The following is a 23,594-nucleotide window of genomic DNA, read 5'->3' as shown; positions in this document are numbered from 1 at the left end:
AAAAGACGGCTGGAAACAAAAATCATTTCCTTCCGTCTTTTTTGATTTTATTCATGTATATCGGTGTCACGACCGTTTTATTCACTTAGTTCTTTGCTTCTGTTCAACGCGTGTTCTAAACAATCAATAAATATTTCTTCTATTGGATGCTTGCGCAGAGCATCTAATCCGGCTTTAGTTGTTCCCCCTTTAGAGGTAATATTTTCGCGTAGCTGATCAATTGAAAGTTCTGAGTTTTCCAGCATTCTTCCAGTACCTATAATCAAGTTTCTCACGGCAATATCCGTATCATCAGGAGACAGTCCAAGATGCTTTGCAGCTTTTATATATTCTTCATATACATAGTAAAGAAACGCAGGTCCACTTCCTGTTATTGCAGTGACATCATGAAGAGATTCTTCTTTCACTTCGATAGATGTACCGAATGCTTCCAGTAGGGCATTAAGATTTGATTTAGCATCTTCACCAAAATTATCAGAATAAGATATGCCGGTAACCGATTGCTGAACATGTGCATTCGTATTCGGCATAATGCGTGCGACTGGATTATGTGCATTTAATTTATTCTTAATTTGATTGATTGGAACACCAGCCATCATTGATACAAAGTGGTTTTCTTCAAAGAGATAAGGTTTGATTCGTTGTGCTACTGAATCAAAGTCGTACGGTTTTACCGCCAGGAAGACGAAATCAGCATCTTTTAACAGAGCCTCGTCGTCATAGCTATAATTTATTTGATAAAGTTGATTAAAGCGTTTTAATTCTTCTTCATTAGAGCGGTTCGTGATAAATATATCCTTGCCTTGAATCGTTTTACTCTCAACAAGTCCGATAAAAATGGCACTTGCCATATTACCAGAACCAAAGAACACGATTTTCATACTATCCCTCCATAAATTGTTCATAGCATTTATTATAGTGTAAACTATATATAATTTACAATTGCGATGGTGAGGATTATGAGTAAAAGAATATTGATAACGGGTGCCTCGGGAGGCATTGGAATTAAACTTGCTGAACAGCTTCTAATAGAAGGAAACACGGTGTATGCATGTGCAAGAACATTAAGTAAGCTCTTTCATCTAAGAGAATCGTTCGTTGATCGATGTGTATTGCTATATGCTGACTTTAAGTCAGAGGAGTCAACTTTGGCCTTTATTGAGGAGGTAGCTCGTATTGACTTTGATGTTGTAATATTTTGTGCAGGATTCGCAAATTATCGATCGCTCGTGTCGATGACACCCGAAATAATGAATGAGATGATGTTCGTCAACTATCAAAGTGTCGTCTATATTATCAAGTCGATGTTAAATGAACAACACAAACCGCATTTCATTATACTAGGTTCATTGGCGGCTCATGCAGCGACCCCAGGAGGGGCAATCTATTCTGCTTCTAAAGCTGCACTCAATCAAACGATAAATGCTTTGCGGCTCGAGATGCCTGAAGCTTCATTTACTGTTGTCAACACAGGTCCAGTAGATACAGAATTTATCTTTAAGGCGAGCGGCAATGTATCTCTCTTAAATCGTCTGATTATGATACGTAGTGATATACTGACACAAGAAATAATAAAGGCAATACACAATCCACGAAGAGAAATTAATCGTCCAAAGTGGATGTATATTGCTTTAAAGGTGTATAACCTCGCTCCACGCTCCATCGAAAAGATGTTCAAACCATTTTTTATGACAAAAGTAAAATGATTATGGCTGAGCTGGAGGCAATAGGTTGTATGTTTCAAGAAAGTTTTGTACGACTTTCTTATATGTCAGAGGGTTGACGTTATAGCTCGCAGCATGACCACCATGTTCCGGATACCAGCGCATCTTAGGTCCAATCTTCTTGTTATAAAGGTCAACGGAATGTGTATATGGGATAAATGTATCTGGTTTTGAATGGATGAACAGGATAGGTTGTTCGACATTGTGTATGACATTGATAGGTGAGACCTGATTTAAGGTGAAATGTGTTCTTAGTCTTAATATTCGATTCATAGAATAGAGAAGGAAGCCGCTTCCTAATCTCGACTTTTGTTCGATGATCTGAGTCAGCAGCTGACTAAAGTTACTAAAAGCGCAATCAGAAATATAGAACTCAGCTTCATTTGCGAGCTCTCCAGCATAGAGCAATGTTGTTGCTGCACCCATAGACTCACCATGAATGCCAAACTTAATATCATAGCCATACTGCTCCTTCAAGAAGGTGATCACACTTTCCAGATCGGTTTTTTCATAGTATCCATATGTTGAGTGATTACCCTCACTTTGGCCATGTCTTCTATGATCAAAGATGATACCATTAAAGCCTAATGATATGAATAGATTTAAATATTTTATGCTTGTTATCTTATTCTCGGTGACACCATGACAAAAAATCATCCAGTAATTATGTTGATAAGGCTTAACCACTGTTCCGCTAAGATTATAGCCGTTGCGTGAGTGAATTGTTACATCGATTGGATTCAATGCTTTAAAGGCTTGTTCATCCAGCCGTTTTGCTTTGATCTCTCTTCTCCTGATTACTTCAACGTCTCTTAGCTTAAAGTTCAGAAGATAATTTGAAGCAATAATACCAGTGATGCTGGAAGTAATACCACTCGCAACAGATAGACCTAACAATGTGTTTATCAGTGTTCTTGATTTCATTTAATATGATCCTTATAATCAATATCTTTAAAAAATCTCCTTACTTGTTCGATGTTTGATCCTTGTTGCTTCAACGCATTTTCGAAATGCTTAATATTTTCCAGTAACTGTTCCTTGCTTGATGCACCGTTTACAATCGATGCTACAGGATACTGCAGTAAATATTGATACGCAAGTTCAGTTAGATTTCCAGAACGCTTAGCGTGATCAATACTCTGTTTTAATGCTTCATAACTCGAATCTAAAATGCCGTCTTTAAATTTAGTATCTAGTATGCGGGATGCATGATCTGTCAGTAGACCTTTCATTAAAGGACCTCTTGCCAATATTCGAACATCGTGCTTCTCGATACTTTCAATAAGCTGCTCTGGTCTATTATCGATTAAACTGAACTGCATCATTATTGAGTCAATATTGCTATGTTCAAGGTAATAATCAATAACGTTCGGTCTGATAGAGCTTATGCCATAAGCACGAATTAATCCTTCTTTCTTTAAGCTTTCAAACGTGTCTATGACTTCATCCTTATTATCTTCAATCGTCCCGCCATGCAGCATATATAAATCCAGATAATCTGTCTTTAAACGGGCTAAGCTGTCAGTAATACTACGTTTTATGTGAGATTTAGAAGGATTCCATTTAACTTCATCGTTAATCATATTAAACTCATTCCCAACTTTAGAAGCAAGGGTTACTTCATGTCTGAGCTTATTAGAACTCAGAAATTCCCCAATAGTTTCCTCGTTACGTCCTTTTTGATACAAGTCGGCAGTATCAATATAAGTAATATTATTTTCTAACGCCGTCTTTAAAATTTTATCTGCCTCGGCTTGTGTTTGAGGAAGATTCATTGCTCCTAAGCCGAGCTGTGAAAATATAAGACCACTTTTCGTATGATTTGTCTTCAAGATTATTCCTCCATTCGTTATAATAAGTATAGTTTAACATGATAAATGAAAGAGAGTGAATTGATATGGATCTGACAGAGCGTACGATTGAAAAAACACAAATATTTGACGGTAAAGTGATTAAGGTTGAAGAACATATCGTTACATTACCCAATGGCAAAGAAACAGTGAGAGAAGTTGTAAAACATCCAGGAGCTGTTGCGATTCTTGCTGTTAAAGACAATAAGATTCTATTTGTAGAACAATTTCGCAAGGCAATGGAGAAATGTCTGATTGAAGTCCCGGCAGGAAAGGTTGAACCAGGAGAAGAAAGAATAGAAACTGCTAGGCGTGAACTTGAAGAGGAAACTGGGTATACGCCTCTGCAATTATCACTTTTAAAAGAATTCTATGTATCTCCAGGTTTTTGTGATGAATTTATTTCGCTTTATTATACTGATACTTTAGTTGCATCTAACGAACTATCTCCTGATGAGGATGAGTTTGTCAGTCATCATTGGCTGACATTAGATGAAGCTCTGCACTGGATAGATGAAGGCAAGATAGAAGATGCGAAGACGATTATTGCGATATTAAATTATCAGCTCAAATTAAGAAAATAAGGTATAAATTAATTATCATTTAATAATTATTCTAATCTGAGAATAAATTTATTTGCATTAATTCTCAATTACTGATATTTTATATATATTAATCGTTACCTTTAGGAGTGAGGATATGCAGGAAAGAATTAATAGAATAAAGGAGCAGTTACATGAAGCTTCTTATAAACTAACCCCTCAAAGGGAAGCGACAGTTACTGTATTATTGGAGAATGAAGCAGATCATCTAAGTGCGGAAGATGTTTTTCTGAAGGTAAAGGAAAAATCTCCTGAAATTGGACTCGCAACGGTTTATCGGACACTAGAGCTTTTAGCTGAACTGAAAGTTGTAGATAAAATAAATTTTGGTGATGGGGTCGCACGTTTTGACCTGAGAAAAGAAGGTGCAAAACACTTCCATCATCACCTTGTGTGCATGAATTGCGGTTCGGTGGAAGAGATTGAAGAAGATTTACTTGAGGATGTTGAGAAAAAGGTTGAACGTGACTATCACTTTCAGATTATGGACCACCGTCTGACCTTTCATGGAATATGTAGAATGTGCACTGAAAAAGGTTTCAGAGCAGATGAACTTAATAAACGTATCAATGAATAAAGAGACTGCAGTCTCTTTTTTTTATATATTCATATAAAATATTATGGTAAACTTAATCTACAAAGAGGTGAGGATATGCAGGAAATCATAGATGAATTTTTACACTTTATTATGATTGAAAAAGGACTGAGTGAAAATACGATCGCAGCGTACAGAAGAGATTTGAATCATTATAAGAAGTTTTTAGAAGAATCACATATTGGTTCTATAGATAATATCGATAGATTTACGATTTCATTATTTCTCGGCAAGTTAAAGGACGATGGTAAATCGTCAAAGACGCTTGCTAGAATCACTGCATCCGTTCGAGGATTCCATCAGTTTGCACTTAGAGAAAAATATGCAGTGAAAGATCCGACAATCATCCTGGAACCGCCAAAATTTGAAAGAAAACTTCCGGATATACTCACGGTTGAGGAAGTTGACATTTTCTTATCTTCACCTGATACTTCTAAAGTAACAGGTAGAAGGGACCAGGCAATGCTCGAACTACTATACGCAACAGGTATGCGCGTGTCAGAACTTATCAATCTGGATGTCGCGGATGTAAATACTATTATGGGCTTTGTTAAAGTGACAGGTAAAGGTAATAAGGAGCGCATTGTCCCTATAGGAACGCATATGATTAAGCTGATGGATGCTTATATTGCGAACACACGTCATAAAATGCTTAAAAAGGAGATGACGGATAGTTTGTTTCTGAATTTCCATGGAAAGCGTATGACTAGACAGGGCTTCTGGAAGATAATGAAACAGGTCCAGGCAGAGTCAGGAATACAAAAAAGGCTGACACCTCATACGTTAAGGCATTCGTTCGCAACACACCTGCTTGAGAACGGTGCAGACTTACGTGCTGTACAGGAGATGCTTGGGCATGCTGATATTTCATCTACGCAGCTATATACACATATCGATACGAAACAAATTCGTGAAGTTTATAAAAATACACACCCGAGAGCATAGGAGAAATGTATGAATAAAAAAAATGCAAGTGAAAATAAGGCATTCAAACCACAGGAACAACGACAGATACTGAAAACATCTGAACATAAGGATGAAAAGCCTCGAAATAATATGATGCTGCTAACCTTTATTACCATGATGGCCGTTGTGTGGGGACTCGTCTATTGGCTTTTTATTGTATAATGCACTGTGTCTAGCCAAAAGGACTTCGGTTCTATCACGCTTCAAATGTTTGTGAATGATATTTTCGTGGATGTCTGATGAAATGTGATGCGCTTTATCACGCAATAACGAACGAACTTCTGGACGCACTGGAAGAGTGATCTGCTGGTATACTGGTGAGTTTATAAGCATATCAATCTCGGATGCTAATCTCGCAATATCAATAAATCGTTCATAATGGGAATCGATATAAAGTTTGAGGATTCGCTTTGCTTTCGACAGTGAGCGATGTCCGCCTGTAATATTGCCACGGCGCATATGATACTGACCAGTTGCAAGTAGTATTAGGCCAACTTCAAAGTCTTGCTTGGTAAATTCAGGTTTATTTTTCCAGAAGTCTTCCAACAGTTCATGACATTCGAAATAATCTCTCAGATATTCAAAATAATAGACGTACTCAGCAATAATAGTTTTCAATTTAACCACTCCAGAATATAGGTGAAATAATGTATGAAGTAAAACTCGCGTCCTTTCAGGGACCACTCGATCTACTGCTCCATCTTATAAAGCAGTATGAAATCGATATCTATGATATATCGATGAAAATTCTGACTGAACAATATATCAATTATATCAAAGAAGTCACTGATTTAGATATCAATGTGCATGGCGATTATCTTGTAATGGCGAGTGAGTTGTTGCGCATCAAAAGTAGTATGCTTCTGCCAGAAAGTACAGAAACGGTTGAAGAAACTGAGGACCCGAGAGAGGGTCTGATGAACCAGCTTATTGAGTATCAGAACTATAGAATGTTAGCAGAAATACTCAATGAAAAAAAGAAGGAAGAAGAGCGATATTTTGTTAAACGTGGGAATGACCTTTCTCGATTCGAGAAGATTGATACCTCGTTAGAACTTGATTTGATGGATCTTATAACGGCATATCTTAAGGCAAAGCAAAGACAGCATGTAGTAAAACCTACAATATCAATGACAAGGGATACATACTCAATTGAAGATGCAACTAAGAATATTGTTGAAAAGTTGCAGCACAAACAAAAGATTACGTTTGCTGATTTTGTAACATTTTCGGAAACTAAGACGCAGATTGTCACCCTTTTTATGGCTTTATTAGAACTAATGAAGATGGAGGCGGTAAAAATACGTCAAGAGCATACATTTGGTGATATTTATATAGAAAGGGGCAGATGTTATAATGGTTGATAAACTAGAAATTATAACTGGGTTATTATATGCAGCCGGAGATGAGGGCGTTGATGAATCGACTTTATGCGAAGTTGTACAGCTAACACCAGTACAGATAAGTGATATGACCAGGAGATTTCACCATAGTGTATTAGAGATAAGAAAGTTAGGAGACAGTTACTTTCTTATGGCTAATGACAGTTTAACACCGTATCTACAACACCTTGTTACACATACGAAAGAGAAGAAACTGACGCAAGCTTCAATGGAAACTTTAGCGATTATCGCATATAATCAGCCTCTGACGAGACAAGATATAGAAATTGCACGTGGTGTAAATTCTGATGGACCGATAAAGACACTCATTGAAAAAGGGCTTATTAAAGCAAATGAACAAAAAGAGGCTCGAGCTAAATTACTGGTGACAACACAGGAGTTTTTAAGAGCATTCGGCTTAAAAAGCCTGGATGAGCTCCCGATGGATGAAGAGGGTAATACAGAATCAGATGAAATTGAACAATTCTTTAAAAATTTAGAGACGGAGGATGAATTATGAATGAACAGTTAGAAAGATTGCAAAAAGTAATCGCAAAGAGTGGTGTTACATCAAGAAGGAAAGCTGAAGTGTTAATTACTGAAGGCAAAGTAACAGTAAACGGACAAACTGTGACTGAGCTCGGCACAAAAGTAAAGCCAAGTGATATTATCGAAGTAGAAGGTATCCCGCTAGAGAACCCAGAGAAAATTTATATTCTTTTCCATAAACCTACAGGTGTCATTACAAGTGTTTCTGATGAAAAAGGAAGAAAGGTCGTTACAGACTATTTTCCAGGTCTCAATTTAAGGATCTTTCCGGTTGGACGTCTGGATTATGATACGTCGGGCTTGCTCTTATTAACGAACGATGGAGACTTTGCAAACCAAATGACGCACCCTAAATATAAGATGAAGAAAAAATACGTTGCTAAACTAAAGGGATTCTTGTTACGTGAACAAGTAAAGCAACTTGAAAAAGGTATTATGCTTGAAGATGGTAAAACTGCTCCTGCACTTGTGAAAGTTAAGTCTCAAGATAAAGAGAAAAACACGACATTAGTTGAAATTACTATTTATGAAGGTAGAAATCGTCAAGTCCGTAGAATGTTTGCTCATTTTGGTCATGAAGTCGTTAAACTATCACGTATTGAGTATGGACCGCTAACACTAAAAGGGTTAAATGCAGGAGATGCAAGAGAATTAAGTCCCCATGAAGTTAAGACCTTAAGAAATATGGCATTAAATAAATCATAGTCCAAAATTCACATAGTTGCCACAGACTATGTGTTTTTGCATGTTATAATAAAAATTATATTGCAAAAAGGAGAATGGGTTTATATGCAAAAGTCACAGAAAAAGTGGATTCAGTATATAATAATGCTGCTGATATTAATTGCTATTGGTTTTATATTATATGTGAGTGTTGTTAAAGATGGTGAGAAGGTTGTGAAAGTCGGAGATAAAGCACCGTTATTTGAACTTGAAAATTTAGAAGGTGAAAAAGTAGCATTAAGTGATTATAAAGGTAAAGGTGTTATTCTAAACTTCTGGGGAACATGGTGTAACCCATGTAAAGAAGAGATGCCTGACTTAAACCGCATGAACAAAATCTATCACTCTAAAGGTGTTGAAGTGCTTACAGTACATGTGAAAGATTCACCACAGCAAATAAAGCAGTTCTTCAGCGAACTGCCTGAAGAAGTAGAGTTAATGGTTGCGCTTGACGGTTCAGGAGATGTGATGAAAGCCTATAATGCAAATGATTTACCGAATACATATGTTATAGATAAAAATGGTATTATAAAGGCACACCATAAAGGGCAGATGTCACGTGCAGACATAAAAAAATATATGGATATGGTACAACCATAAAGGGGTGCAGTATTAAATGAAAGACCAATCAATTCAATGTACATGTGGACATATTAATCCGCCAGGTACACAGCTTTGTCAAAATTGTGGTCGCTTAATCAACGATAATTATGATAAGAAGAAAATCGCTGATATAATGCGCTATGATGGACAGGCCATCCGTAGTAAGACGAAACATAAATCATTGGCAGATAAAGTGTGGAACTTTTTCGCTTCTGTAAAGACGGGAGTTATACTACTTGTATTGACGGTAATTGCTTCTGCAATTGGGACGATGTTTCCACAGCAGTATTTTATTCCGGTCGGAGAAGATCCATCAACATTCTATCAGGACAAATATGGAACACTTGGACTGATTTATTATAGATTAGGCTTTGATAATCTTTATACCTCCTGGTGGTTCTTAATTTTACTTGCGCTTGTTGCATTCTCAATTATCGCAGCAAGTATCGATCGAGGTATACCGCTTCATAAATCGCTGACGAGACAGACAGTAAAAAAACATCCGTCATTTTTTAAACGTCAAAGACTCACTTTGCACGATGATAGATTAGATATGTCACTCATTGAGACATTGAAGGACAATAAATATAAAGTGCGTGAGGAAGCAGGTTTCATTCTTGCAGAAAAAGGAAGAATCAGTAGATATGGGCCATATATCAATCATACTGGACTAATAATTCTGCTTGCTGGAGCAATGCTGCGTTTTGTACCGATGTTTTATGTAGATGAATTCGTAGGTATTGGAGAAGGAGAGACGAAAGTCATTCCGGGTACTGAAAATCAGTATTACATAAAAAATAATCAATTTATCTTTGAACAGTATGATAAAGAATCAATGTCGAATACAAACAGTAAATCAGCTGATGCGACAATGAATAAAATTGCTAAAAACTATGAATCAAAAATTACGCTATTTGAGAATAAATCTGATTCATCAGTTATTGGTAGTAAACCAGAACTTGTAAAACTAAAAGATGATAGTATTCGCGTGAACCATCCAGTAAAGTTTGACCAGTTTGCACTCTATCAGAATAGTTTTGATCAGTCGCAGTTAGAAACGATGCTCTTTAAAGTACAAGATAAACAAGGTAAGCAAATCGGAAAAAACTTTGAGGTCAAGCTCGATAATCCGAAAGATGATTATAAAATCAGTGATACGTTGAATGTGCACCTACGTAACTATGCACCTGATTTTGATAAAATTACGGAGAATGGAGCACTAGCAACAAAATCTCCTTTACCGAACAATCCAGCATTTGTCTTTGAAGTGAATGATGGGAAAAAATCAGAATACAGCCTGCTAAAAATCCGATCATCACAAGATATATCGAAAGATAATCAGTATGATGTTAAATTTGTCAGCGCGACGAATAAAACAATAACGTATTTAACGGTCAAGAAGGATCTGACACTTCCTATATTATTTGTAGGATTTACAATTTTCCTATTTGGACTTGCAATAGGGTCTTATATTAATCATCGTAGAATCTGGATTAATACGAATGAAGGGACGCTCGCAGCTCATACGAATAGAAACTATTATGGATTTAAACGCGAGATAGATACGATGTTACATAAACATCATTTACAAGAAGTAAATGATAAGTATGAGGTGGAGGATAAGAATGAATAATGAAACTTTATTAAATTTTAGTAGTACTTCTTTATACGCAGCATTTATTCTATATTTAATAGCGATTTTACCTTTTTCAGCAAGTATTAAAGCAAAATCGAAACGCTACGAAAATATGGGTGTCTTATTAACAACGATTGGTTTTGCATTGCAGCTTGTTTATTTTATCACAAGATGGATTGCTTCAGGCCACGCACCAGTAAGTAATATGTATGAATTCTTAACGATGTTCGGGATTATGATGGTAGGCGGATTTCTAGTTATCAATTATATCTATCATACACCGATACTTGCACTCTTCTCTTTACCGATTGCGATGCTTGTTATCGTCTATGCAAGTATGTTTTCAAGAGAAGTATCACCGTTAATTCCAGCGTTACAGAGTAACTGGCTTGCGATACACGTTATAACTGTAACTATCAGCTATGGCATTCTTTCTGTAAGCTCAGTGGCGGGATTGATCTATCTTCTGAGATATGTTGATGCGAAAGAGAAATCTAAAGACGCATTCTGGCTTGAGGTAGTCATGTATTTTATCGTATTAGTTTTAGCATTTATATTAACAACGATTGTAATGAAAGGTATTGTTGATTATAAGGAAGAATATTTCTATCAAGATAAAAATGGCATGAATGCAGTTGCTGAATACCATTTACCAGGATTAGTTACATTCAAGGATAGTACACCAGTTGTTAAAGTTGATGGGACGAAAGAAAGCTATAAAGAAGTTAAACGCTTTGACACAGGAATCGAATTACCACCTGTAATCAATGCACAGAAATTAAATACGGTCGTGTGGTCAATCATCATCGGTTCTATCCTTTATGGGATAATCAGACTCATCGCACGCAGAACTATTTTTTCGGTCATCAAACCTTTGACTAATAAAGTTTCGTTGAGATTAATGGACGAAATTTGTTATCGTTCTGTCATCATCGGGTTTCCGTTATTTGCTCTTGGAGGATTATTATTTGCGAGTATTTGGGCGCAGATTGCATGGAGTAGATTCTGGGGCTGGGATCCTAAAGAAGTCTGGGCGTTAATTACATTCTTGTTCTATGCGATTTTCCTACATTTAAGATTAGGAAAGGGCTGGGAAGGTAAAAAATCAGCATGGCTTGCCGTTATTGGTCTCGGTATCATCTTATTTAATGTGATTGCGGTGAATCTAATCATTGCAGGTCTCCATTCCTATGCATAATGAAAGGGTGAGCATAATATGAAAGAAAAGATTTTAATAGTTGATGATGAAGATAGAATTAGAAAGCTTGCTAAGATGTATCTAGAAAGAGAAGGCTATGAAACTGTAGAAGCGGAAGATGGAGAGCGCGCGCTCGAGCTTGCGCTGAGTGAAGATTTTCATTGTATTTTACTAGATATCATGTTGCCTGGTATGGATGGTATCCAAGTATGCAAACGATTACGTGAAGAGAAATCTACGCCTGTTATTATGCTGACTGCAAAAGGAGAAGAACATAATCGCGTAGAAGGCTTTGAAATTGGGGCAGACGATTATATCGTCAAACCGTTCTCTCCACGAGAGGTTGTACTACGCGTAAAGGCAATTTTAAGACGTTCGCAATCAACAATGTTCATACAACAGGAAGCGCATGCGAAAGATCTGATCGTTTTTGATTCACTAGTGATAGATAATGATGCACATAGAGTGCTTGCAGATAATAAGGAGGTTAATTTAACTCCAAAGGAATATGAACTATTACTTTTTCTGGCTAAGAGTCCAGATAAAGTATTTGATCGTGAGCAACTGCTTAAAGATGTATGGCATTATGAGTTTTATGGTGATTTACGAACAGTTGATACACATGTGAAGCGATTAAGAGAAAAATTGAACAAAGTATCGCCACATGCTGCAGATATGATTCATACAGTATGGGGTGTAGGATATAAATTTGAGGTCAGAGACTGATGAAATATATCAATAGTGTCGTTATTAAACTGTGGTTAACTATATTGTTTATAGTAACCACAGTTTTAATTATATTATCGGTTGCACTGATGAGCTTTTTTAATGCTTATTTGATGAGTGAATCTGCACATGCATTAAAGCAACAGGCAGAAAAAGTTGAACTCGTCCTTATGAGTCGGCATGACAAAAGTGATGCAATGAACTATGTGAAAGAACTGATCGAAAACCCTGCTGGACTGATATTGATTACGAATAAACAGGATCAACATAAGAACATTGAGGATCCGTTAAAAGCATTGATGTTAAAAGAAATTCAGACGAACAAAGCATTTGATGCTGTGTATAAAAAAGATGAAACTGTTGTTCAGTCAATCGAAGTCAATTATCAGGGCAGCAAACATGAATATCTGCTCGTAGGATACCCTTCTCAGGCATTTGAATATAATGGAAGCGCAATATTTATTTATCAAGATACCAATACGATATCCGATGCTTTCAACTACATCGCAATCATCATATTTTTAGTTGCACTCGTGCTGCTAATTTTGACGACAATATTTGCATTTTTCTTGTCTACACGTATAACTAAACCATTAATTCATCTGAAGCAAGCGGCGTTTAAACTTGCACGGGGTGAGCGAAATGAGAAAATCAAGGTTCAATCACGTGACGAAATTGGAGAACTTGCTCTTGCATTTAATAAGATGGAAGAAGATATTACTTTGAACATGAACAGGATATCTTCTGAAAGAAATTTGAGGGACAGATTAATCAATGCAATGGAGGATGGCGTGCTGAGTTTCAATATGCATCTAGAGAAGCAGCTTCAAAATCCAATGGCAGAGAAATTTCTGGATGACATCAACCAACAGCAGATTGAAGCCTTGAGTGATACTGTGAATAAAGTGATGCAGTCGGAAGATACGGTATATAATGAAATTACAACCAAAGATAAGCACTATGTGCTCATTGTTTCTCCAGTCGACAATCCAGAAATAAAACAAGGTAATGGGGCTGTAGCTATCATTAGGGATATGACTGAAGAGAAGAAGATTGATCAAATGAAACAGATGTTTATTGCAAATGTATCTCATGAACTGAGAACACCGATTCAAATGCTTCAAGGATATACGGAGGCCATTCTAGATGGTATTGTCAGCGAAAAGTCTGATGTGGATGAATTTCTAAATATTATTCTTGACGAATCAAAGCGTCTGAATCGTCTTGTGAATGAACTGCTGAATGTAGCTAGAATTGATGCCGGTGAACAAGTTCTGAATTTAGAAGCTACTGACATAGAGGAGCTGATAGAAAGAACGATAATGAACTTCAAACATGTGGCCGAGAAACATGAGACAGACATTCAAACTCATTATGGGCATCATTCTAAAGCTTGGTTAGACTATGATAAGATGATTCAGGTGATTACCAATATCATTGATAACGCACTACGCTATACTGTTGCAGGAGATGTAATTAGTATTCATACTGATGAAGACGATGAGAACCTCATCATCAGTATTTCTGATACAGGTGTGGGTATTGCGCCGAAACATATCGATAATATATTTGAACGTTTCTACAAGGTGGATCAGGCTAGGACGAGAGGTAAACATGGTACCGGATTAGGATTATTTATCGTCAAATCAATTATAGAAGGTCATCATGGCAGTATAAATGTGGATAGCAAGGTCGGCAAAGGCACAACATTTGTTATCTCAATCCCAAAAGTTGACGATACAAAGAATAACAAGTAAGATATATACTATAAAAAATATATCATTCATCTTCGGGGTCGGTGTAATTCCGAACCGGCGGTTACAGTCCGCGACCTGATTACTCAGCTGAACTGGTGAAATTCCAGTACCGACAGTACAGTCTGGATGGGAGAAGATGGAGGTTTTCCTCCTCTTTGTAAGATGGATAGAAGGAGAAGGAAATGACACAGATTAATAAGACAAGACGACTCATTACGGTGAGTCTATTAAGTGCGGTTGCTTTTTTACTTATGTTTTTAAAGTTTCCGTTACCATTTTTACCACCCTATCTCACAATTGATTTAAGTGATATTCCTGCAATTATCGCACTTTTCACTGTTGGACCACTTGGAGCGATTGGAGTCGAAGTCATTAAAAACTTGCTAAATTTCTTGATGAATATGACAGATCCAATTGGGCCTGTTGCGAATTTTCTTGCAGGGACATCATTGATATTGACATTGTATGCAGTAACTAAAGGGAGAAAGCAACGACTAATCGTTGGATTTTTATGTGCAACAATCGTATTGACGATGGTAATGAGTATTATGAATTATTTCGTATTATTACCGCTTTACGGTATGATAATGAATTTCACTGATATCTCTAATAACTTAAAGGTAATTATTACAGCCGGCATCATCCCTTTTAATATTATCAAAGGCATACTACTCGCGATATTATCGATTATATTGCTCAATGTACTGCCTAAAACCAGATAAAAACAACCCGGACTACTGCAGAAAATAATCTCTATTTTCTACAGTAGTCCGGGTTTGTTATATTATTCGAACTTCAGTGCGTCACCATCAAATGATTCATCTGCCACTTTGATTGAGTCTGTAGGACAACCTTCAAATGCGTCGATCATATCTTCTTCAAGTTCTTCAGGTATTTCTTGAGTCCCTTGGTTGTCATCTAATATTACGTAAGCAATACCTTCGTCGTCGTAATCATATATATCTGGAGCTGCAGCACCACAAGCACCACATGCAATACATGTATCCATATCAACAATTGTATATTTACCTGCCAAAATTTTCGCCTCCCACCAATTTCATGATAAAATATATAAACAATGTACATAACTATTTTAGTGATTGTTTAATGGTTTTTCAACAAAAAGATTCAGGAGATGCCTATGAATTCTATATCAACTTACATACGTACACATTATCGTGAAGATAAATCTATAAAAAGTCTATGGAATATTGTAACCGGAGCAAGAACGCAGCAGACATATTTTGACGCCTCTATGCAGCATCTTTTACCTGTTTACGAGATTGCACCAGGCTATCCTTTTGAAGCATTCACAAGTATGTTAAGTCACAATGATAAGCAACGAGAGCACATGCTTTTCCCTTATTTTTACCTTGCATCTGAGATGAGTTTTGAGACGTTATGTCTACTTATTCAGGCATCTTCAGAAATGAGTTATGGCACAAATAGGTATGTGCCAGTCTCTAACAACCTGATTGTACAGTCGCAGGTTAAAGAAGTTATAAGGCGGGCGAAAACTAAAGACTTCAACCTTCTGCAGCTAGATTTCTTTAAACTTGTAACTTTAGTGCAAGATAAATTTAAACATAGCTATTTCGTATATAAAATAACGGGCCATGATATACATCCAAGAAACGATGAACAATTGGCACGACTATTAAATGTTGAAACATCTCATTTGAAATTTATGTTATTGGCAGAGAAAAACTATATACTGCATTTGCTTCGGAATGAATCATTCCATCTATTAAATCATCTTTATTACAAGGTGCCCTTACATAAGAATACGGCAAGAACGTACCAGCTGATAAATAGTTATACTATCGATGAAACTGCTCGTTTGCTTCGTTTAAGAGAGCATACTATCCAGGACCATATTATTGAAATGATGATTAAAGATTATCCTGTGGAGATTTCACGTTTTATTAGCGCGGATGAACTGCAGGCAATTGTTCATCTTTATAGTCAGTTAACATATGGAAAGCTAAAATCATTTTATGAGCATTCAGAGGTTAAAGATTATTTCAAGCTGAAGATTGGTATTGTATACGCCAGTCTGATGGAAAGGAACGATCATGTCGATTGAACATTTGCTAAATAAGCGTTTTGGGATTAAAAAGTTAAATGAGGAACAAAGAATAATAATTGATAGTATATTGAATAATGAAGATGTATTAGCACTGATGCCTACTGGAAGTGGTAAATCAATCACGTTTCAGCTGCCAGTTGTATTTACCGACGGAAAAGCGCTCGTTATCACCCCGTTAATTGCTTTGATGGAGGACCAGGTGATGCAGTTGAAGATGAGTAAAATTGATGCTGTAGCTATTCATGGAGGTCTATCACGTGCGGAACTTTCGATAATTACGCATCGCATTGATAGCTATCAATTTATTTATTGTTCTCCCGAATGGTTACAAAGTGAACTTGCAGAAGCATTATTCTCTCGCATAAGGTTCACGCATATTGTACTGGACGAAGCACACTGCATTTCTCAATGGGGATTTCAATTCCGTCCTCATTACTTACTTGTGAATGAAGTGATTGATAGACATAATGCACAGGTAATCGCTCTAACAGCTACAGCAACAAAAAAGATTGTTCATGATATTGAGGAGATTATCGGAAGGCCATTGAAAGTACATGATTTTCTCAAAAATAAGGACAATATGTACTTGTATAAATATGAAGTGCGTGAAGATGATAAGCTCATATTTCTACAAAAAGTACTTAAAGAAAGTGGACCTACTATTATCTATTTCTCATCGAAGAAGGTATGTGATGCTTTATACGAGGCGCTTTCTGAGGATTTTATTGTGGACAGATATCATGCAGATATGACCTATAGTGAACGTACTGAAGTACAGAGTCGGTTTATGGAAGATGAAGTACATGTAATATGTGCAACCAGTGCTTTTGGAATGGGAATCAATAAGAAAAACATCCGTACGGTGATTCACTATCACATCCCAGCATCAATCCTTCAGTTTATTCAGGAGATTGGTCGCGCAGGAAGAGATCATCACTCTTGTCAATCGATACTCCTATATAATAATAATGATATCGCACAAGCGTCACGACTGCTCGAATTAGACGCTATTGACACAAGCGATCTACATAATTATACTCTGCAAAATATTTATGATGCGGAAAAGAAAGAGAAGCTTGATATTTTTCATCGCAAGTTTGCTAACAACATTATCGCTGATAAATTAAAGGCGCATCAATATGAGCAACAGCAGTTATTATCAAAGATGCTTGCGTATGTGCATAGCAATCATTGTCTCCACCATGAACTTTCCGGCATGTTGAGGACATCTTCGATAAATTCAGATGAATTTTATGAACGTAATCAGTGTCACAAGTGCAAAGTGACAGATTTGCAAAGATATGAAAATATTACTAAAAGTATTCAACTTGAGCCTGTGGCATTAATTTTAGAAAGGTTATTTTTATAGCTGTAATACTTTACTAAAGCAATAGTGTTTGTCTATAATAAGAATAGACTATAAATTGATGAGTGGGTGGATAAACGTGTCAAAAAATGATTTTAAAGATGAATTTGAAAAGAATAAACAAAAGATCGAAAGACAACAAGAAGAGACGGTTGAAACTGAAGAAGTAAGTTCAGAAACATATGAAGGAAAAAAAGAAACTGAAGAAGATATTTTTCCGCCTCGTGGAGTCTCACGTCGTAGCCGTTCACAAGAAAGAAAGAAACGTGAAGACAATACTAACGATAACAAAGAAGCAGGAACTATTGGCGCTGGCGCTAAGAAAAACAACAAAAGAGATAACAATCAAAAGACTAATAAACAAGTCTCTAACAGTAAAAAAGCAGCTGGTGCAGCAGGGGTAGCAGGAGCGGCTGCAAAAGTAAATAAAGCAAATGCAAAGACTGTCGAAGAAAAGCCTGAAAAGGGAAAACAGCAAGAAGATAAGGATAATAGTGGACTTAAGAAATTTATTCCACTGATTGCTGCGATTTTAATACTACTGCCAATTATGTTGCTGCTTGCAAATTATATCAATTCTCAAAGTGATAATAAACATAATAATACAGAACAAGTAGCAACGAACGACAAGAAGAAAACTGCTGAAGAAAAAACAGACAAAGCTAAGGATAAGACTGTTGAAGAGGCAGAGTCAGAAAAAGCAGCTAAGGAAGAAGCAGCTAAGGAAGAAGCTTCTAAGGAAGAAGCGGCTAAGGAAGAAGCAGCTAAGGAAAAAGTGGCACAGGAAAAAGCAGCACAGGAAAAAGCGGCACAAGAACGTCTGGCAGCACAAAAAGCTGCTGATGAAACAGAAGCAGCAAGATTAGCCGAAGAAAAAACAGCAGAAGTTCAGGATAATGCATCACAAACAGACAATGCATCACAATCATCAGCTGCTTCAAATAATAACCAGTCTGACAATCAGCAGGCGCAGGCGACACACGTCGTTAATGCTAAAGAGAATCTTTACCGAATAGCGATTAAATACTATGGTAATGGCTCTCCAGAAAATGTTGAAAAGATAAGACAGGCAAATGGTATTTCAGACAATAATCTTTCACAAGGACAAACGTTAGTTATACCAAAATAAAAAAAGGGGGCGGTACTATGTATTTAAAGTCAATAATGATACCTAAAGAAAAATGTTATGTTGCCAGTCCAGATGACACGGTTAAGAGTGTGCTTGACAAGCTTGAACACCATGGTATTGACGGGATGCCTGTTGTTGAAACAGGAAAATATATTGGCACAGCGACACGTTATAGCATCTTTAGACATTTCTTCTTTATGAAGACACCCAAACTAAGAGATGAATTCATTGAAAACACAAAGATTAAGGATATCCTTCCTCTTGATGAATATAGTGTTAAAGATGATGCGCTATTCGAAGAGTCTTTCTTAACATTACAAGATTTTCCGATTTTAAGTGTTATCAATGAACGCAACGATTTTTTAGGCGTGGTTTCACGATTTGATGTTATGGAGCAGTTTAAATCTGCATTTGGAATGAATCAAAAAGGTGTGCGCATTGCCATTACATCAATAGATGCAGAAGGGCGTATCATGCGTCTTGCTTCAGCATTGAAGAAGTATAAGTTAAATGCTATTTCTTTTGTAACGTTTGACGAAACAGATAAGATGCATCGAAGAATGATTGTTAAAGTTGAAGATAGTAAAAATATTAAGAAGTTTACAAAGTATCTTAAAAACAATGGCTTTAAGATTCTCGATATACAAGAACATGACGAAATCTAGAGGGGGCTCTTTTGAGCCCTTTTTTATTTAAGAAAGGTGAAAAAAATGAAACACGTACAAAGTATTATAATTGGAGCTGGTCCATGTGGATTATCAGCAAGTATAGAGCAAAAAAAGAAAGGCATAGATAATATTATCATCGAAAAAGGGAATGTCGTCGAAGCAATCTACAATTATCCGACACATCAGACTTTTTTCTCGACGAGTGAAAAATTGAGTATCGGTGATATTCCGTTTATTGTTGAAGAACATAAGCCGCATCGAAACCAAGCACTTGTCTATTACAGAAGTGTAGTGAAATATCATGATTTAAAGATTCATTCTGGCGAAGAAGTTCTAAAAGTGGAGAAGCATGAAGACGAATTTATCATCACGACAACTAAAGCACACTATAAATGTAATTACGTTACAGTTGCGACAGGTTATTATGGGCAGCCGAATACATTAGATGTACCGGGTGCTGATTTAGATAAGGTGCAGCATTACTTCAAGGAAGCCCATCCTTATTTTGATCAGGATGTGTTGATCATTGGTGGTAAAAACTCTGCAATTGACGCTGCGATCGAACTTGAAAAAGCTGGTGCACGAGTGACAGCTGTGTATCGCGGCGATACATATTCTAAGAGTGTGAAACCCTGGATATTACCTCTTTACGAATCCCTTGTTAATCATGAAAAAATTAAACTCTATTTTAATAGTCATGTAACCTCTATCAATGATTCTGAAGTGATCATTCAAACCCCTGATGGAGAAATGGCAATCAAAAATGATACTGTTTTTGCAATGATTGGCTATCACCCGGACTACACGTTTTTAAGTGATATGGGGATAGAACTCATAACAAATGAATTCGGGACAGCACCTTTCTATGACAAAGAGACGATGGAGACGAATATAGACAATTTATATATCGCAGGGGTGATCGCAGCAGGAAATGACGCGAATACGATATTCATTGAAAACGGAAAATTTCACGGCGGACTGATAGCTGATGATATTATAAAAAAAGAAATACGTGGACAATAATTTGTCCGCGTATTTTTAACGTTTGAAGTAATCGTCAAGAAGAGCATCATTTAAGCCATTACTTATTGCGACGATAAGTTTTAAACGCGCTTTCTGACCGTTAAGTCCATTGGAGAATATGAGACCCATCTTCTGTAGCTCATACCCGCCACCTTCGTACTGATAGTTACCACTTGCAATTCCATTGAAACATCGGGATACGATGACAATCGGGATATTTTTATCGATTAGATGTTGGATGCCGTCTAATGAAGAAGGCGGTAAGTTTCCTTGTCCAAGCGCTTCTATAACAAGCCCGTCATATTCCTGATCAGCAAAGAATTTAATTAAGTCTGAGTCTAGGTCGCTATGGGCTTTTACGAGTCCAACTTTAATTGCTTCATTGACTTTAACCAGCGGGGGATGTGTTGATGGATGATGATGGAAATAAATATTGTTTTTCGTGATAATACCGAGTGGTCCGTAATTTGGACTTTGAAAAGTACTTGTATTTGATGTATGGGTCTTTGTTACGTTCATAGCTGTATGAATTTCATCATTAAACACAACAAGCACGCCTTTGTTTTTGGCATCATCATGGCAAGCTGTACGTATTGCGGAGATGTAGTTATACAGACCATCTGCCCCGATTTCGTTGGATGAACGCATCGCGCCGGTTAAGATTACTGGAATTGAAACGTTGAGGGTCAAATCCAGAAAATATGCTGTTTCTTCGAGTGTGTCAGTGCCATGTGTGATGACGATACCATCATAGTTTTCTTCGTATATTTCATTGATAATTGATTTTCTTAATATATTCATATGTTTAAGGGTCATATGAGGAGAGGGGATTTGAAATGGGTGTTTTTCAGTAATGTTTGCAATCGACTGAATGATTTCGATATTTGACATAGGATTTGTGTCATTCGTTGTGACGACACCCTGCGCATTTTCAGACATACTGATTGTTCCACCTGTATGCATTACGAGAATATTTTTCATTTTAGTCCTCCAATATACATTGATATAGCTCTATGATAGAATAATTAAGATTAAACAACAAGGTAGGTATATAAATGAATAAGATAAATATCGCAATAGACGGACCTGCAGCAGCAGGAAAAAGTACAATTGCTAAGCGTGTCGCTGAAGCATTAAGCATGATTTATGTGGATACTGGGGCGATGTATCGTGCGATTACACTCGCACATTTAGAGCAGCCTGAAATAGAAATCGATAAGTTGGTTGAGCATATAGATTTGAAGCTGATCAATAGATCTGGTCAGCGCATTTATCTCAATGGAAGTGATGTCAGCGATAGAATTAGAGAGCACGATGTTACATCAAATGTGTCTAGGGTTGCTAGTATTGAAAGTGTTAGAACGAAACTTGTGAATCTTCAGCAGAATATGACAGCGCATAAAGGTGTTGTTATGGATGGTCGAGATATTGGAACGAAAGTTATTCCTGAAGCTGAATTAAAGGTGTATATGGTAGCCTCTGTAGAAGAACGTGCAGAACGTCGTTTGATTGATAACAGAAATAGAGGGATTGCCTCAACATTCGAAGAATTGAAAAGAGATATTGAACGTCGTGACCACCTGGATATGACGCGTGAAATCTCGCCGCTCACAAAAGCAGAGGATGCTATTGAAATTGATACAACGGGAAAGTCAATAGAAGAAGTGACAGCCCAGATTATTGAATTAGCAAAAAGCGCAATGTAAAAAGCGTATTCCTTGACTTTCAGCTCGATTTGTAAGAAGTTTATAATAACACTAGTTGTAATTTCAAGGAGGAATCCACAATGACAGAAGAATTTAACGAAGCAATGATTAAAGAAATTCAAGAAGGAGACAAGGTTAAAGGAACGGTACAAGCGATTGAAGAGAAACATGTCGTTCTTAACTTAGATGGTGCAAAATATGATGGTATCATCCCAATCAGTCAACTTTCAAGTCTACATATTGACAATGCTGAAGAAGTCGTTCAAATTGGCGATGAGATTGAAGCGTTTGTTACTAAGATTGAAGATAAAGAGGAAGATGGTCATTACATCTTATCTAAACGTCAACTAGATGAATCTGAATCATTTGAATCATTAAAAGAAAAGTTCGAAAATGATGAAACGCTAGAAGCAGAAGTTAAAGAAGCAGTTAAAGGTGGTCTTGTTGTTGATGTAGGCCTAAGAGGATTTATTCCGGCATCTTTAATTTCTACGAATTATATTGAAGACTTCTCAAACTACGTTGGTCAAGTATTAACTTTAAAGATTGAAGAACTGGATCAGGAGAAGAACCGTGTAATCTTAAATCACAAAGCCATCGAAGCTGAAGAGAACAAAGTGAAAAAGGAACAACGTCTTGATGAAATTGAAGTTGGTTCTGTAATCGAAGGCGAAGTTTTACGTATTACAAACTTCGGAGCGTTCGTAGATATCGGTGAAGTAGATGGTCTTGTACATATCTCTCAAGTTACGCATGATCATATCGATAAGGTTGAAGATGCTCTGTCTATCGGCGACAAAGTTAAGGTTAAAGTATTAAGCGTCGACAAAGAAGCAGAACGCGTTTCTTTATCAATTAAAGCTGCTTTACCTGGGCCGTTTGAAACGATTGAAGAGAAGTTTAGTATCGGAGACATCGTTGATGGAGAAGTTGTTCGTCTAGCAAACTTTGGAGCTTTCGTTGAAATTGATAAAGGATTACAAGGCCTTGTGCATATTTCTCAAATTAGTCACGAACATATCGGTAATCCATCAGAAGTCCTTGAACCAGGTCAAAAGGTTAAAGTGAAGATTCTGGATATCAACAAAGAAGAGAAACGTATTGGTCTTTCAATTAAAGCGACTCAAGAACAAGTAGAAGATTTTGATACTACATACTTGAGCAATGCTTCAAATCAAGAGAATCAAGATGCTCCAACACTTGGAGATATGTTTGGAGACAAACTTAAAAACTTAAATCTTTAATAGAGTTCTAAGGAGACAATGGCGCTTGCCTTGTCTCTTTTTTTTTAAATATTAATAA

At 36.8% G+C, this 23,594-nt stretch carries 26 protein-coding genes and 1 riboswitch; of the genes, 20 read left to right on the top strand and 6 right to left on the bottom strand.

The window, feature by feature from the left end; genetic code table 11:
• Positions 1-77: 77 nt before the first annotated feature.
• Positions 78-881, bottom strand: a complete 804-nt coding sequence (gene proC / locus ACZ2V4_RS02145) for a pyrroline-5-carboxylate reductase (protein WP_219491869.1) — start codon at positions 879-881, stop codon at positions 78-80.
• Between the two features lie 78 nt (positions 882-959).
• On the opposite strand from proC, the gene ACZ2V4_RS02140 reads away from it, so the two are divergent.
• Complete coding sequence (locus ACZ2V4_RS02140; protein ID WP_219491867.1) at positions 960-1,706, top strand: SDR family NAD(P)-dependent oxidoreductase; 747 nt, start codon at positions 960-962, stop codon at positions 1,704-1,706.
• Here the strand turns inward: ACZ2V4_RS02140 and ACZ2V4_RS02135 are convergent, their stop codons facing one another.
• Positions 1,707-2,648 carry an alpha/beta hydrolase gene (locus tag ACZ2V4_RS02135; protein ID WP_219491865.1) on the bottom strand — a complete coding sequence of 314 codons (942 nt, stop codon included), beginning with the start codon at positions 2,646-2,648 and terminating at the stop codon, positions 1,707-1,709.
• On the bottom strand, positions 2,645-3,556 hold the full coding sequence (locus tag ACZ2V4_RS02130; protein WP_420496030.1) for an aldo/keto reductase: 912 nt from the start codon (positions 3,554-3,556) through the stop codon (positions 2,645-2,647). The genes ACZ2V4_RS02135 and ACZ2V4_RS02130 overlap by 4 nt, the downstream gene beginning before the upstream one ends.
• A 65-nt stretch (positions 3,557-3,621) precedes the next feature.
• Between ACZ2V4_RS02130 and ACZ2V4_RS02125 the strand changes: the two genes are divergently transcribed.
• The 3 genes from ACZ2V4_RS02125 (at position 3,622) to xerD (ending at position 5,716) form a co-directional block, all read left to right on the top strand.
• On the top strand, positions 3,622-4,158 hold the full coding sequence (locus ACZ2V4_RS02125) for an NUDIX hydrolase (RefSeq protein WP_219491860.1): 537 nt from the start codon (positions 3,622-3,624) through the stop codon (positions 4,156-4,158).
• Positions 4,159-4,273: 115 nt separating this feature from the next.
• Positions 4,274-4,753, top strand: coding sequence for a ferric iron uptake transcriptional regulator (gene fur / locus ACZ2V4_RS02120; protein ID WP_420496029.1), 480 nt, complete (start codon positions 4,274-4,276; stop codon positions 4,751-4,753).
• Positions 4,754-4,828: 75 nt separating this feature from the next.
• Positions 4,829-5,716 carry a site-specific tyrosine recombinase XerD gene (gene xerD, locus ACZ2V4_RS02115; RefSeq protein WP_120785604.1) on the top strand — a complete coding sequence of 296 codons (888 nt, stop codon included), beginning with the start codon at positions 4,829-4,831 and terminating at the stop codon, positions 5,714-5,716.
• 120 nt (positions 5,717-5,836) lie between these two features.
• Here the strand turns inward: xerD and ACZ2V4_RS02110 are convergent, their stop codons facing one another.
• Positions 5,837-6,355 carry a DUF309 domain-containing protein gene (locus ACZ2V4_RS02110; RefSeq protein ID WP_219491854.1) on the bottom strand — a complete coding sequence of 173 codons (519 nt, stop codon included), beginning with the start codon at positions 6,353-6,355 and terminating at the stop codon, positions 5,837-5,839.
• A gap of 29 nt (positions 6,356-6,384) precedes the next feature.
• Here ACZ2V4_RS02110 and ACZ2V4_RS02105 point away from each other — a divergent pair, with 29 nt between their 5' ends.
• The 9 genes from ACZ2V4_RS02105 to ACZ2V4_RS02065 all read left to right on the top strand — a co-directional run bounded on the left by ACZ2V4_RS02105 (position 6,385) and on the right by ACZ2V4_RS02065 (position 15,033).
• Positions 6,385-7,101: a segregation and condensation protein A gene (locus tag ACZ2V4_RS02105; protein ID WP_490514462.1), complete on the top strand. Its 717-nt coding sequence runs from the start codon at positions 6,385-6,387 to the stop codon at positions 7,099-7,101.
• Positions 7,094-7,639: an SMC-Scp complex subunit ScpB gene (scpB, locus tag ACZ2V4_RS02100; protein ID WP_283721870.1), complete on the top strand. Its 546-nt coding sequence runs from the start codon at positions 7,094-7,096 to the stop codon at positions 7,637-7,639. The genes ACZ2V4_RS02105 and scpB overlap by 8 nt, the downstream gene beginning before the upstream one ends.
• Positions 7,636-8,373 (top strand): pseudouridine synthase, encoded by a 738-nt coding sequence (locus ACZ2V4_RS02095; RefSeq protein WP_219491844.1) that lies wholly within the window; start codon positions 7,636-7,638, stop codon positions 8,371-8,373. Before scpB ends, ACZ2V4_RS02095 begins: the two co-directional genes overlap by 4 nt.
• Before the next feature lie 84 nt (positions 8,374-8,457).
• Entirely contained in the window at positions 8,458-8,991 is a 534-nt protein-coding gene (resA, locus tag ACZ2V4_RS02090; protein ID WP_219491840.1) for a thiol-disulfide oxidoreductase ResA, read from the top strand.
• A gap of 16 nt (positions 8,992-9,007) precedes the next feature.
• The gene (gene resB / locus ACZ2V4_RS02085; protein ID WP_219491838.1) at positions 9,008-10,627 is read left to right on the top strand and encodes a cytochrome c biogenesis protein ResB; all 1,620 of its coding nucleotides are present in this window, start codon (positions 9,008-9,010) and stop codon (positions 10,625-10,627) included.
• Positions 10,620-11,828, top strand: a complete 1,209-nt coding sequence (gene ccsB, locus ACZ2V4_RS02080; protein ID WP_219491835.1) for a c-type cytochrome biogenesis protein CcsB — start codon at positions 10,620-10,622, stop codon at positions 11,826-11,828. Before resB ends, ccsB begins: the two co-directional genes overlap by 8 nt.
• An 18-nt stretch (positions 11,829-11,846) precedes the next feature.
• A complete protein-coding gene (locus ACZ2V4_RS02075; protein ID WP_219491832.1) occupies positions 11,847-12,554 on the top strand; it encodes a response regulator transcription factor in 708 nt (235 codons plus the stop codon).
• Complete coding sequence (locus ACZ2V4_RS02070; RefSeq protein ID WP_490514461.1) at positions 12,554-14,311, top strand: ATP-binding protein; 1,758 nt, start codon at positions 12,554-12,556, stop codon at positions 14,309-14,311. Before ACZ2V4_RS02075 ends, ACZ2V4_RS02070 begins: the two co-directional genes overlap by 1 nt.
• Before the next feature lie 24 nt (positions 14,312-14,335).
• Positions 14,336-14,453: riboswitch (FMN riboswitch) on the top strand.
• A 49-nt stretch (positions 14,454-14,502) separates the two neighbouring features.
• The gene (locus ACZ2V4_RS02065) at positions 14,503-15,033 is read left to right on the top strand and encodes an ECF transporter S component (RefSeq protein ID WP_241427513.1); all 531 of its coding nucleotides are present in this window, start codon (positions 14,503-14,505) and stop codon (positions 15,031-15,033) included.
• A gap of 62 nt (positions 15,034-15,095) precedes the next feature.
• Here ACZ2V4_RS02065 and ACZ2V4_RS02060 read toward each other — a convergent pair whose 3' ends face one another.
• Positions 15,096-15,320 carry a ferredoxin gene (locus ACZ2V4_RS02060; RefSeq protein WP_041636407.1) on the bottom strand — a complete coding sequence of 75 codons (225 nt, stop codon included), beginning with the start codon at positions 15,318-15,320 and terminating at the stop codon, positions 15,096-15,098.
• A gap of 132 nt (positions 15,321-15,452) precedes the next feature.
• Here ACZ2V4_RS02060 and ACZ2V4_RS02055 point away from each other — a divergent pair, with 132 nt between their 5' ends.
• The 5 genes from ACZ2V4_RS02055 (at position 15,453) to ACZ2V4_RS02035 (ending at position 20,586) form a co-directional block, all read left to right on the top strand.
• Complete coding sequence (locus ACZ2V4_RS02055; RefSeq protein WP_458620029.1) at positions 15,453-16,397, top strand: helix-turn-helix domain-containing protein; 945 nt, start codon at positions 15,453-15,455, stop codon at positions 16,395-16,397.
• On the top strand, positions 16,387-17,769 hold the full coding sequence (locus ACZ2V4_RS02050; protein WP_419894956.1) for a RecQ family ATP-dependent DNA helicase: 1,383 nt from the start codon (positions 16,387-16,389) through the stop codon (positions 17,767-17,769). Before ACZ2V4_RS02055 ends, ACZ2V4_RS02050 begins: the two co-directional genes overlap by 11 nt.
• A 76-nt stretch (positions 17,770-17,845) precedes the next feature.
• Entirely contained in the window at positions 17,846-18,895 is a 1,050-nt protein-coding gene (locus ACZ2V4_RS02045; protein WP_490514460.1) for a LysM peptidoglycan-binding domain-containing protein, read from the top strand.
• A 17-nt stretch (positions 18,896-18,912) separates the two neighbouring features.
• Entirely contained in the window at positions 18,913-19,560 is a 648-nt protein-coding gene (locus ACZ2V4_RS02040) for a CBS domain-containing protein (protein WP_219491817.1), read from the top strand.
• Between the two features lie 45 nt (positions 19,561-19,605).
• A complete protein-coding gene (locus tag ACZ2V4_RS02035; RefSeq protein WP_120785594.1) occupies positions 19,606-20,586 on the top strand; it encodes a YpdA family putative bacillithiol disulfide reductase in 981 nt (326 codons plus the stop codon).
• A gap of 15 nt (positions 20,587-20,601) precedes the next feature.
• Here ACZ2V4_RS02035 and ACZ2V4_RS02030 read toward each other — a convergent pair whose 3' ends face one another.
• The gene (locus tag ACZ2V4_RS02030) at positions 20,602-21,567 is read right to left on the bottom strand and encodes an asparaginase (RefSeq protein ID WP_420496026.1); all 966 of its coding nucleotides are present in this window, start codon (positions 21,565-21,567) and stop codon (positions 20,602-20,604) included.
• 74 nt (positions 21,568-21,641) lie between these two features.
• Between ACZ2V4_RS02030 and cmk the strand changes: the two genes are divergently transcribed.
• Entirely contained in the window at positions 21,642-22,292 is a 651-nt protein-coding gene (gene cmk / locus ACZ2V4_RS02025; RefSeq protein ID WP_219491811.1) for a (d)CMP kinase, read from the top strand.
• An 80-nt stretch (positions 22,293-22,372) separates the two neighbouring features.
• Positions 22,373-23,536, top strand: a complete 1,164-nt coding sequence (gene rpsA, locus ACZ2V4_RS02020) for a 30S ribosomal protein S1 (protein ID WP_219491808.1) — start codon at positions 22,373-22,375, stop codon at positions 23,534-23,536.
• Positions 23,537-23,594 lie beyond the last annotated feature (58 nt).

It is taken from the genome of Macrococcus sp. CoH-51_TC_04 (assembly GCF_058188655.1).
Note: the sequence above shows the minus strand (reverse complement) of the source record. Positions and strands in the feature narration are given on the sequence as shown.

Bases quoted from the DNA above. Each gene is read 5' to 3' on its own strand.
- resB (WP_219491838.1), top strand. From the start codon at position 9,008: ATGAAAGACCAATCAATTCAATGTACATGTGGACATATTAATCCGCCA.
- ACZ2V4_RS02055 (WP_458620029.1), top strand. From the start codon at position 15,453: ATGAATTCTATATCAACTTACATACGTACACATTATCGTGAAGATAAA.
- cmk (WP_219491811.1), top strand. From the start codon at position 21,642: ATGAATAAGATAAATATCGCAATAGACGGACCTGCAGCAGCAGGAAAA.
- ACZ2V4_RS02140 (WP_219491867.1), top strand. From the start codon at position 960: ATGAGTAAAAGAATATTGATAACGGGTGCCTCGGGAGGCATTGGAATT.
- rpsA (WP_219491808.1), top strand. From the start codon at position 22,373: ATGACAGAAGAATTTAACGAAGCAATGATTAAAGAAATTCAAGAAGGA.
- ACZ2V4_RS02050 (WP_419894956.1), top strand. From the start codon at position 16,387: ATGTCGATTGAACATTTGCTAAATAAGCGTTTTGGGATTAAAAAGTTA.
- ACZ2V4_RS02035 (WP_120785594.1), top strand. From the start codon at position 19,606: ATGAAACACGTACAAAGTATTATAATTGGAGCTGGTCCATGTGGATTA.
- ACZ2V4_RS02040 (WP_219491817.1), top strand. From the start codon at position 18,913: ATGTATTTAAAGTCAATAATGATACCTAAAGAAAAATGTTATGTTGCC.
- ACZ2V4_RS02095 (WP_219491844.1), top strand. From the start codon at position 7,636: ATGAATGAACAGTTAGAAAGATTGCAAAAAGTAATCGCAAAGAGTGGT.
- proC (WP_219491869.1), bottom strand. From the start codon at position 881: ATGAAAATCGTGTTCTTTGGTTCTGGTAATATGGCAAGTGCCATTTTT.
- ACZ2V4_RS02135 (WP_219491865.1), bottom strand. From the start codon at position 2,648: ATGAAATCAAGAACACTGATAAACACATTGTTAGGTCTATCTGTTGCG.
- resA (WP_219491840.1), top strand. From the start codon at position 8,458: ATGCAAAAGTCACAGAAAAAGTGGATTCAGTATATAATAATGCTGCTG.
- ACZ2V4_RS02105 (WP_490514462.1), top strand. From the start codon at position 6,385: ATGTATGAAGTAAAACTCGCGTCCTTTCAGGGACCACTCGATCTACTG.
- ccsB (WP_219491835.1), top strand. From the start codon at position 10,620: ATGAATAATGAAACTTTATTAAATTTTAGTAGTACTTCTTTATACGCA.
- ACZ2V4_RS02075 (WP_219491832.1), top strand. From the start codon at position 11,847: ATGAAAGAAAAGATTTTAATAGTTGATGATGAAGATAGAATTAGAAAG.
- ACZ2V4_RS02125 (WP_219491860.1), top strand. From the start codon at position 3,622: ATGGATCTGACAGAGCGTACGATTGAAAAAACACAAATATTTGACGGT.
- ACZ2V4_RS02070 (WP_490514461.1), top strand. From the start codon at position 12,554: ATGAAATATATCAATAGTGTCGTTATTAAACTGTGGTTAACTATATTG.
- ACZ2V4_RS02060 (WP_041636407.1), bottom strand. From the start codon at position 15,320: ATGGATACATGTATTGCATGTGGTGCTTGTGGTGCTGCAGCTCCAGAT.
- fur (WP_420496029.1), top strand. From the start codon at position 4,274: ATGCAGGAAAGAATTAATAGAATAAAGGAGCAGTTACATGAAGCTTCT.
- xerD (WP_120785604.1), top strand. From the start codon at position 4,829: ATGCAGGAAATCATAGATGAATTTTTACACTTTATTATGATTGAAAAA.
- ACZ2V4_RS02030 (WP_420496026.1), bottom strand. From the start codon at position 21,567: ATGAAAAATATTCTCGTAATGCATACAGGTGGAACAATCAGTATGTCT.
- scpB (WP_283721870.1), top strand. From the start codon at position 7,094: ATGGTTGATAAACTAGAAATTATAACTGGGTTATTATATGCAGCCGGA.